This is a genomic window from Erythrobacter sp., assembly GCF_023653175.1.
Lineage (GTDB): Bacteria > Pseudomonadota > Alphaproteobacteria > Sphingomonadales > Sphingomonadaceae > Erythrobacter.
This window is the reverse complement of the sequence record NZ_JAMNXL010000178.1, coordinates 1-7,409: the sequence shown is the minus strand read 5'-3', so window position 1 is coordinate 7,409 and position 7,409 is coordinate 1. Positions and strand designations below refer to the sequence as shown.

The following is a 7,409-nucleotide window of genomic DNA, read 5'->3' as shown; positions in this document are numbered from 1 at the left end:
TGGTGGAGAAGGGCCTGATGGAACGCCAGCTTGTGACCGGCATCGCGCATGACAAGAACGAGGCCAAGGTGATCCTCACCCGCGTGCCTGACCGCCCGGGCGCGGTGGCGAACATCTTCGAACCGCTCGCCGCGGCCTCGATCAATGTCGACATGATCATCCAGAACGTCGGCCGCGACAAGGGCGAGACCGACGTGACCTTCACCGTGCCGCAATCGGACCTCGCCCGCGCGCAGGCGCTGCTCGAGGACCGCCGCGGCGAGATCGGCTTCAACCGCATCATCACCGACAGCAAGATCGCCAAGATTTCTGTCGTGGGCGTGGGCATGAAGAGCCACGCGGGGGTCGCCTCGAGCATGTTCCGCGCATTGAGCGACCGGGGCATCAATATCCAGGCGATCTCGACCAGCGAGATCAAGATCAGCGTGATGATCGACGAGGACGAAACCGAGCTTGCCGTGCGCGTGTTGCACACCGCCTATGGGCTGGACGCCGCCGACTGACCGGGGATCTGATCGGAGGGCGGATCGGGGAGGCCGTCGTAATTCTTCAGTGCCAGCACCGCACCGAAAAAGGCATAGGGATGTAGGCTGTCCCGGAACGGCCCGGCCTCGCGCAGCTCGTAGGCGAGGGTTAGCGGCCCGGCGGCAAAGCCGCTGTCTGCGCCCGAGAACGACATCCCCAGCATCGGCGGAATGATCGGCACACTCATGACGGCGTTGGCCCAGCGCGCGATGATCGTGTCCCCGCGCCGGACTTCCCGCGCGGCGAGACGATAGGTGACGTTGGCGCGGGGCGGAGGATCGCCGCGCACCAGCCGCTCCGGCCCGGCGAGGCGTGCCTGCCAATGGGCGTTCACTTTGCCGCTATCGCCCCCACTGCCGCCCCATGCGACAAATCCACCGGGGTCGCGCGGCGCAGCCACAGCGGCGGGATCGGCTTTCGCAGCCGGAACCAGCCGGAAGGTTGTCGCTCCGTCCGGATCGGCCACCGTCACCGATGTCACCCTATCGAGATCGAGCACGGTGAGGCACAGGTCGTCACACACGCGGGTGGTGAAGGCATAGCCCTCCTCGATCCAGACATTACCCGTCAGCACGATCGGGGTATGGGGCATGATGTCGGTTATCTGCGCCTGCGCCTCGAACTCCGCGATAGCGGCAAGGCGCAAGGGCAGCACGGCAAGGCACGCTACCCCCACCACGATCCCCAGCGCCACGCCGCGCGCCAGCCACACCCGCCGGATCGGCAGAAGCGCGCTCACCGCCCATGTGCCTGCAAGATAGAGAAACGCGGTCGGCGCCAGCATCAGGGGCCAGAGCGGCGGGAACATCACCACCGCCGCGCTGGCGGTCCGGGCCAGCAGCAGCGCCAGCAGCGCCAGCACGCCCGTCACGATCACCGCCCGCTTCATCGCCTGCCCCTGCCCCTGCCGCTACCTGTTAGCTGAAAGATAGCCCGATACGTCCGAATTAACCAATCCGGGTGACTGCATCTTAGGAAAATCGGCCGGACTGTGCGTGGGCTCATTCCCGAGCCCGGAGCCCCATGTGTCATGGCCATCAAGGCCCACCTCGATCAGCAGCCCATCTCCACCCTTGCCGAAGGCAACCAGCGCGGTGCCCCGCGCCGGGCGCTGTGGCTCGAGACCAGCGGTTTCTTTGCCGGTGCCGGCCCGGACCGTCTGGCTGCGAATGTCACGATCCACAACATCTCGGCCGCGGGTCTGCTGCTCGAGACCGCGCTGGAGCTGGTCGAGGGCGAGCAGCTCGCGCTCGATCTGCCCGAGGCGGGCGCGGTGATCGCCGCGGTGGTGTGGCGTTCGGAGAATCTCTACGGCTGCGCCTTCGCCGCCCCGCTCACCGCCGCCGCACTCGCCGCCGCGCAGCTCCAGGGTTTTGCCCCCGGGGTGCCGACACGCCCCCAAGGCACCGCGCCCGCGGGCGGGCCGCTGCCGGCCGGCGCAGCGCCCGGCGAAGGGCTCGGCACGCGGCTCAACCGGCTGCGGCGCGAGGCGGGGCTTACGCTCGCCGATGTTGCGGCTGCCTTGGGCGTCAGCAAGCCGACCGTGTGGGCGTGGGAGAAGGGCAAGGCCCGCCCGTTGCCCGAACGGCTTGACGCGATCGCCGCGGCGCTGGGGGTCGATCCCGAAATGCTTGCCGCCGCCCCGGCCTCGCGCGAGATCGAGGGCGTGATCGCCGATTGCCGCGCGCGCATCGCCGAGGCCTGCGGCACCACGCCCGAATCGGTCCGGATCATGATCGAGCTGTGACCCCCGGCCCGGGTTCCCGCAGCTAGAAGACCCTACCTACTGCGCCCAATACGTATTGGATGGCCTGTCCCAATGGAAAAATATGGTAAACGAAATCCGGAGGTGATTCGTTTTTTAGTCAAGTAACTTTACTTAGCTAACGAAAAAATTGTCTTGTCTTCGGGAAAACAGGGGATTGTTTTCTTTCAGTCGTCTCAATTTAGTTATCAAGTAAATCTGACTAGAAGCGAGTTGGCGAATTCATCGTTGGACCGCTGGGGCACTATTGGGATGAGAATTGGTTTAAGCGAGGTCGAAGGCCATGTTCTGCATGGTATGCTGGAAGAAACGTCCGGCGATATCGTGATCAGGCTCGATCGGCATGGCTTCATCGTCCATGCCTCTGCCAGTATCGCCGAGCTGGGATCGGATCTCACCGCCGCGCTGCTGCCGCCGCACATCACCGATCTGGCCGCGCGCGATCATGCCGCCTTCCTCGGCGAGCATGTGACACGCGGCCTCCAGGGCTGCACGCAGATCGGCTGGATCGAATTTCCGGTGGCCCTCTGCACCGACCGAGGCACCGCCTATGAGGCGCATTTCCCGCGCTGGTATGCGCTCACCCTCAAGCCGATGTGCGACGCGGGCGGCACGCCTGACGGGGCGATGTGCCTGATGCGCTCGGTCCAGCAACTGCGCAGCCTCGAAGGCGAGCTGCACGCCCGCGCGGTCACCGATCCGCTCACCGGGCTCGCCAACCGCACCGCCTTCTGCGCGAGTTTGCGCCGTCACCTCGCGCGCGGCGGCGGGCAGATGGTCGCGGTCTTCGCGGTCGACAACATGCGCGCGCTGCTGCTGCGCTACGGCCAGCGCACCGCCGACGAGGTGCTGTGGGGCTTCGCCAAGTTTCTCGAGACCATGGCGCTTCCCGGGCACGAGCTCGCGCAACTCGATGGCGAGCGTTTCGCGGTGCTGCTCCCCGACATGACCGCAAGGGCCGCGCGCGAATGGGTCGAGGACGTGATCGAGACCTTCGCCGGGCTCGCCGCGCCTGCTTCCGCCAAGGCCCCGCACCTGACCGCGAGCGCCGGGCTGGCGCGGACCGAATGCACCGTCGACTGGACGCTGCGCGAGGCGGAACTGGGTCTTGTGCTGGCGCGCGCGGGCGGCGGGCGGCAGGTCGCGGCGGCGGGGCATCGGCGCGCGGCTTGATTTTGCGATCGCGCTGGCGCGTGACACAGACCCCCCGATTGGTGGCCGAAAGCAGAGAATCTGGACTTGGCGCGCAGGGCGGCTAAACCGCCCGCATGAGCCACATTGCCACCATCCTGCTGCTCGGTTCGGGCGAGCTGGGCCGCGAATTCGTCATCTCTGCCAAGCGCCTCGGCGCAGCGGTGATCGCCTGTGACAGCTACGACAACGCCCCCGCCATGCAGCTCGCCGATGCGCGTGAGGTGTTCTCGATGCTCGATGGCGAGGCGCTGCGGGCGGCGGTGATCCGCCACCAGCCCGACCTCATCGTCCCCGAGATCGAAGCGATCCGCACCGAAGTGCTCGCCGATCTGGAGCAGGAGGGCTTCCGCGTCGTCCCCTCCGCCCGCGCCGCACAGCTGACCATGAACCGCGATGCGATCCGCGATCTGGCGGCGGGGGAGCTGGGCCTCGTCACCTCGCAATACGGCTATGCGGAAAGCCTTGCCGGAGCGCGCGAAGTGGCGGCGCGGATCGGCTATCCGCTGGTGATGAAACCGGTCATGTCCTCATCGGGCAAGGGCCAGAGCAAGGTCGACGATCCGCAAGCGCTCGAGGCCGCATGGGATTACGCCGTCGCAAACATGCGCGGCGACCGGGCGCGGGTGATCGCCGAGCAGTTCATCGACTTCGATTACGAGATCACGCTGCTGACCGTGCGCCACAAGGGTGGCATCAGCTTCTGCCCGCCGATCGGCCACCGGCAGGAGCGCGGCGACTATCGCGAGAGCTGGCAGCCCGCCGCCATGTCCCCCGCCGCGCTCGCCAGCGCGCAGGACATGGCCGCCAAGGTCGTCATGGCGCTGCAGGGCGAGGGGCGCGGCTGGGGTCTCTACGGCGTCGAGTTCTTCGTGAAGGGGGAGGAGGTGATCTTCTCCGAACTCTCGCCGCGCCCGCATGACACCGGGATGGTGACGCTGGTCAGCCAGGACCTCACCGAATTCGATCTCCACGCCCGCGCCATTCTCGGCCTGCCGGTGCCCGCCGAAATCGCCGCTCGCCCCGCCGCCTCGGCGGTGATCCTCGCCGACCGCGAGAGCGAGCGCTTCGCCTTCGAGGGCCTCGCCGATGCGCTGGCGCTGGGCGATACCGATGTGCGGATCTTCGGCAAGCCCGTCACCCGGCCTTTCCGCCGCATGGGCGTCGCGCTCGCCCGCGCAGGCGATGCGCCCGCGGCGGTGGACCTCGCCAAGGCGGCGGCGGGCGCAGTGCGGATCGTCTACGACTGACGCGAAAAGGGCGGCCGCGCCCTCCCGCGCGGCCGCCCATGCGAGGCTGGCGCCGGGCTACGATCAGAGCCCGGCGAACACCGCCAGCTTGGTCGACCGCACCGCCACGCGGCGGGCATTTGCAGCATTCAGGGCAAGCTCGACCTGCGGCGCGGCCGAGGCGCGCGCTTCGGCGATGCAGGCCTTATGCGCGGCGATGCGCACCAGATCGCGCGCACCGACGGTGCCGCACAGGCGGTTGGCGGCGCGGGTGATGCGGGCGTCGAGCGCCTTGCGGCCGGCGTCCTTGGTGAGATCCAGATCGCCATAGGGCACGGCAACGCTGGCCGGCTGGGCGAGAGCGGGGGTGGCGGCGGCGAGCGCCAGGGCGGGCAGGACGATGCGCATGAGCATGGCGGGAGTTCCTTTGCGTTTAAGTCCGTCAAAAAAGTGTCAGCCGGAACAGGGGGAGAGGAGAGGCCCGGCTGACGCGCCGCCTCTGGCAGCGTTTGATTACACCTTGCGGTCGCTTGAAAGAAAGTTTCGTTATGAAGCAATCATAAGGCTGTCACGCGACAGACTCGCAAGCGCCACCTATGCCATACGACTGTCATGCACGCCCGCTTGCGGTGCGGCCCGCCAGCGCCTAATCGCCGCTCCCATGGAAACCTACCCCAAGACCGCCGCGCGCATGCAGCGCGGCACGCAATTCCTCGGCTGCGAGACCGCAATCCTGTGCGGGGCGATGAGCTGGGTGTCCGAGCGCAACCTCGTCGCCGCCATCTCCAACGCGGGCGGCTTCGGCGTGATCGCCTGCGGAGCGATGACCCCGGAACTGCTCGACACCGAGATCGCCGCGACCAAGGCGCTCACGAGCGCGCCCTTCGGCGTCAACCTCATCACCATGCACCCCGCGCTGTTCGATCTGATCGCGGTGTGCCGCAAGCATGGCGTCACCCATGTGGTGCTGGCGGGCGGCATCCCGCCCAAGGGCAGCGTCGAGGCGATCAAGGCCGATGACAGCGGAATCAAGGTGATCTGCTTCGCGCCCACCCTCGCGCTGGCGAAGAAGCTGCTGCGCTCGGGCGCGGACGCCTTGGTGATCGAGGGGATGGAAGCGGGCGGGCATATCGGTCCGGTCTCGACCTCGGTGCTGGCGCAGGAGATCCTCCCCGCTCTCGCCGAAGAACACCTGATCTTCGTCGCCGGCGGCATCGGCCGGGGCGAGGCGATTGCCAGCTACCTCGAAATGGGCGCGGCGGGAGTGCAATTGGGCACGCGGTTTGCCTGCGCGACCGAAAGCATCGCCCACCCCGATTTCAAGAAGGCCTTCTTCCGCGCCTCGGCCCGCGAAGCCATCGCATCCGTGCAGGTCGACCCGCGCCTGCCGGTGATCCCGGTGCGCGCCCTGAAGAACAAGGGCACCGAGGAATTCACCGCCAAGCAGCGCGAAGTCGCCGCCCTTCTGGATGCGGGCGAAGTCGACATGCTCGAAGCACAGCTCCAGATCGAACACTTCTGGGCCGGAGCGCTGCGCCGCGCAGTGATCGAGGGCGATGTCGAGAACGGCTCTGTGATGGCCGGGCAGTCGGTCGGCATGGTCACCAGGGAAGAACCCGCAGCCGACATCATCGCCGAGCTGATGGCGCAATGCGAGGCGGCGCTGGCGAAGTAGCATGGTGCCGCCGCCGTCGCTCGCCTGTGCGCTGCCCGCGCCGCCTGAGGGCTGGCACCGGCTGGCGGCATCGCCCCTAGCCGATGGCAGAATTGCGCTGCTGCTGGCTGACCAGGATATCGAGCGGGAGTTTGCCAAGCGGCGGTTCGGGCAACGGGCGGGCGATCCCGACGCCCTCGCCCGGCGCGCCAGGGCCGAAATCTGGGTGTATGACGGTGACAGCGCGGTGCGCGCGGTCGGCTTCGATCTCGGCACCCCCTACCCCAGGTTTGACCGCTGCCCCGACGGACGCTGGCTGGTGGCCAGTTCCCGGCGGCGCGACGCTGCCGACGATGCCCGCCTGATCGATGCCGAGGGCCGGGTGACCGGCACGCTGCGGCTCGGCGACGGGATCGAGCATGTGCAGTTCGATGCGGACGGTACAGTGTGGTGCGGCTGGTTTGACGAAGGGATCTTTGGCAACAGCGACTGGAGCTATCCCGGCCGGGAATGGCCGCCGAGCAGCGCCGGGCTGGCCGCCTTCGATCTGGCTGGCACCTGCCTTGCCGAAGCGCCGCCCAGCCCGGACTATGGCGGGATCGCCGATTGCTATGTGCTCAACGTCACGGACGGCGCGGCCTGGGCCTGCACCTATATGGGTTTTCCGATACTGCGGCTGGAGCGCAGCGGCGCAGGGCACTATTGTGCCACTGACCTCAGCGGCGTGCGCGCGCTGGCGGTGCGCGGCGTGCATGTCGTCACCATCGGCAGCTATGATCGCGACCGCATCCCCTTCACGCTGCTGCGCATCGAACAGGGCGAAGCGTGCGTAATCGCTCAGGGCAACCTCCAAACGGGCCGCGACACCGAGCGCCGCCTGCCCGACATGCATGGTCGCGGGCCGTGGCTGCACCTCATCGAAGACAGCCAGTGGCAGCGCTGGCACATCGACCAGCTCTTGGCAGGGAATGAATGATACCATGACGACCCCCCTCGTCCTCACCCTCGCCTGTCCCGACCGGCCCGGCATCACCGCGCGGGTCAC

At 67.8% G+C, this 7,409-nt stretch carries 8 protein-coding genes; 6 read left to right on the top strand and 2 right to left on the bottom strand.

The features are described 5' to 3' along the window. Nucleotides 1-503: ACT domain-containing protein (locus tag NBV68_RS15920; RefSeq protein WP_296311603.1), on the top strand; the 503-nt coding region annotated here is incomplete at its 5' end. On the opposite strand, the gene NBV68_RS15915 is transcribed toward NBV68_RS15920, so the two are convergent. Beyond that, on the bottom strand, nucleotides 479-1,414 hold the full coding sequence (locus tag NBV68_RS15915; protein ID WP_296311600.1) for a hypothetical protein: 936 nt from the start codon (nucleotides 1,412-1,414) through the stop codon (nucleotides 479-481). The genes NBV68_RS15920 and NBV68_RS15915 overlap by 25 nt on opposite strands. A 141-nt stretch (nucleotides 1,415-1,555) precedes the next feature. On the opposite strand from NBV68_RS15915, the gene NBV68_RS15910 reads away from it, so the two are divergent. The 3 genes from NBV68_RS15910 to purT all read left to right on the top strand — a co-directional run bounded on the left by NBV68_RS15910 (nucleotide 1,556) and on the right by purT (nucleotide 4,731). Beyond that, the gene (locus NBV68_RS15910; protein ID WP_296311597.1) at nucleotides 1,556-2,272 is read left to right on the top strand and encodes a helix-turn-helix transcriptional regulator; all 717 of its coding nucleotides are present in this window, start codon (nucleotides 1,556-1,558) and stop codon (nucleotides 2,270-2,272) included. A gap of 270 nt (nucleotides 2,273-2,542) precedes the next feature. Then, nucleotides 2,543-3,463, top strand: coding sequence for a sensor domain-containing diguanylate cyclase (locus tag NBV68_RS15905; RefSeq protein ID WP_296311593.1), 921 nt, complete (start codon nucleotides 2,543-2,545; stop codon nucleotides 3,461-3,463). A gap of 95 nt (nucleotides 3,464-3,558) precedes the next feature. Next, nucleotides 3,559-4,731 (top strand): formate-dependent phosphoribosylglycinamide formyltransferase, encoded by a 1,173-nt coding sequence (gene purT / locus NBV68_RS15900; protein WP_296311591.1) that lies wholly within the window; start codon nucleotides 3,559-3,561, stop codon nucleotides 4,729-4,731. A gap of 63 nt (nucleotides 4,732-4,794) precedes the next feature. On the opposite strand, the gene NBV68_RS15895 is transcribed toward purT, so the two are convergent. Continuing rightward, nucleotides 4,795-5,124, bottom strand: coding sequence for a UrcA family protein (locus NBV68_RS15895; protein ID WP_296311588.1), 330 nt, complete (start codon nucleotides 5,122-5,124; stop codon nucleotides 4,795-4,797). Nucleotides 5,125-5,371: 247 nt separating this feature from the next. On the opposite strand from NBV68_RS15895, the gene NBV68_RS15890 reads away from it, so the two are divergent. Together NBV68_RS15890 and NBV68_RS15885 are read left to right on the top strand one after the other, a co-directional pair. Next, entirely contained in the window at nucleotides 5,372-6,385 is a 1,014-nt protein-coding gene (locus NBV68_RS15890) for a nitronate monooxygenase (protein ID WP_296311586.1), read from the top strand. A 1-nt stretch (nucleotide 6,386) separates the two neighbouring features. Then, complete coding sequence (locus tag NBV68_RS15885; protein WP_296311584.1) at nucleotides 6,387-7,340, top strand: hypothetical protein; 954 nt, start codon at nucleotides 6,387-6,389, stop codon at nucleotides 7,338-7,340. The last annotated feature ends 69 nt before the right edge of the window (nucleotides 7,341-7,409 follow it).